The sequence below is a fragment of the Pseudoalteromonas sp. 19-MNA-CIBAN-0066 genome, assembly GCF_040308705.1.
GTDB classification, from domain to species: domain Bacteria; phylum Pseudomonadota; class Gammaproteobacteria; order Enterobacterales; family Alteromonadaceae; genus Pseudoalteromonas; species Pseudoalteromonas nigrifaciens.
The window spans coordinates 1-948 of sequence record NZ_JBEONZ010000091.1; the positions used below are offsets into that span (position 1 = coordinate 1).

Here is a 948-nt window from a genome sequence, read left to right on the forward strand (position 1 = left end):
TCCAGCGCTCTTCCAATGCCGCAATCTGGGCATCCTTCTGCGCTAACAGTTTTTCAAGTTCAGCAATGCGCTGTTTAAGGGCGAGTTCATTTTTCATGACGCCTATTTTAAGGCATCATCAAAGGCTTTGCAGTGCTAACTGAACTCACTTTGATGATCATCAATCGATCGCAAATATTAAAGCATTTGCTTACCTGCGACATCAATTTTACTGTGTCCAATCACATCATAACCCGATAATAACCAGTGTAATTGCTGCTCGCTTAAGGTCATGGTGGGTGACATGAGTTTGGGCCATTTGAACTTATGCTTATCTAATCGCTTATACCACAGTGCAAAACCGGTGTTATCCCAGTAAAGCAGTTTGAGTTTGTCACGGCCTTTATTACAAAACACAAATAGCGCACCACTGAGCACGGGTAGTTCAAGCTCTGCTTCCACCAACGCCGCCAGACCATTAATTGATTTTCGAAAATCAACGGCATCGGCACATAAATAGACGGTGGGTACATCAACGAACATCCTCATACCGTTAGCCCTTTAATAATGGCAACGATATCGGCCGTCGCTAAATCGATAGGAAACGTGAGTTGGCCGGTTAGCGTATCAAACTGCAGCGTATTTTGACGAGTTTGCGCGCAGACTTCAGTAGTTTGTTTTACCTGGACAAAACGTGATGATGTAAGGCACTGCGTGTGCACTGGCAAGGTGGAATTAGGCTGGTCTTTTGCCAGTAAAGCACGTTGTTTATAATAAGTCGTAATAGCGACATTATGGTGTTGGCAGAATTCAATATTAGTACCACTAAACGTACTGCGTTTCAGCAAAAGCTGCTGCCACTGTGCGCTTGTTCTGTAAGTTTTCATCACCTGCTCCGAATTTATCATTGAGCAGGTATTTTTAGATAATCAGAACATCGATGCTAGGTGTGGTTCGCTAGACGCTTAC

General features: G+C 43.8%; 2 protein-coding genes. Both read right to left on the bottom strand.

Annotated features, from left to right (window positions below; translation table 11 throughout):
• Positions 1 to 177 precede the first annotated feature (177 nt).
• The gene (gene tnpB, locus AAEZ18_RS18300; protein ID WP_010554756.1) at positions 178 to 528 is read right to left on the bottom strand and encodes an IS66 family insertion sequence element accessory protein TnpB; all 351 of its coding nucleotides are present in this window, start codon (positions 526 to 528) and stop codon (positions 178 to 180) included.
• The gene (locus tag AAEZ18_RS18305) at positions 525 to 866 is read right to left on the bottom strand and encodes a hypothetical protein (RefSeq protein WP_008467385.1); all 342 of its coding nucleotides are present in this window, start codon (positions 864 to 866) and stop codon (positions 525 to 527) included. Before AAEZ18_RS18305 ends, tnpB begins: the two co-directional genes overlap by 4 nt.
• Between the last annotated feature and the right edge of the window lie 82 nt (positions 867 to 948).

Bases quoted from the DNA above. Each gene is read 5' to 3' on its own strand.
- tnpB (WP_010554756.1), bottom strand. From the start codon at position 528: ATGAGGATGTTCGTTGATGTACCCACCGTCTATTTATGTGCCGATGCC.
- AAEZ18_RS18305 (WP_008467385.1), bottom strand. From the start codon at position 866: ATGAAAACTTACAGAACAAGCGCACAGTGGCAGCAGCTTTTGCTGAAA.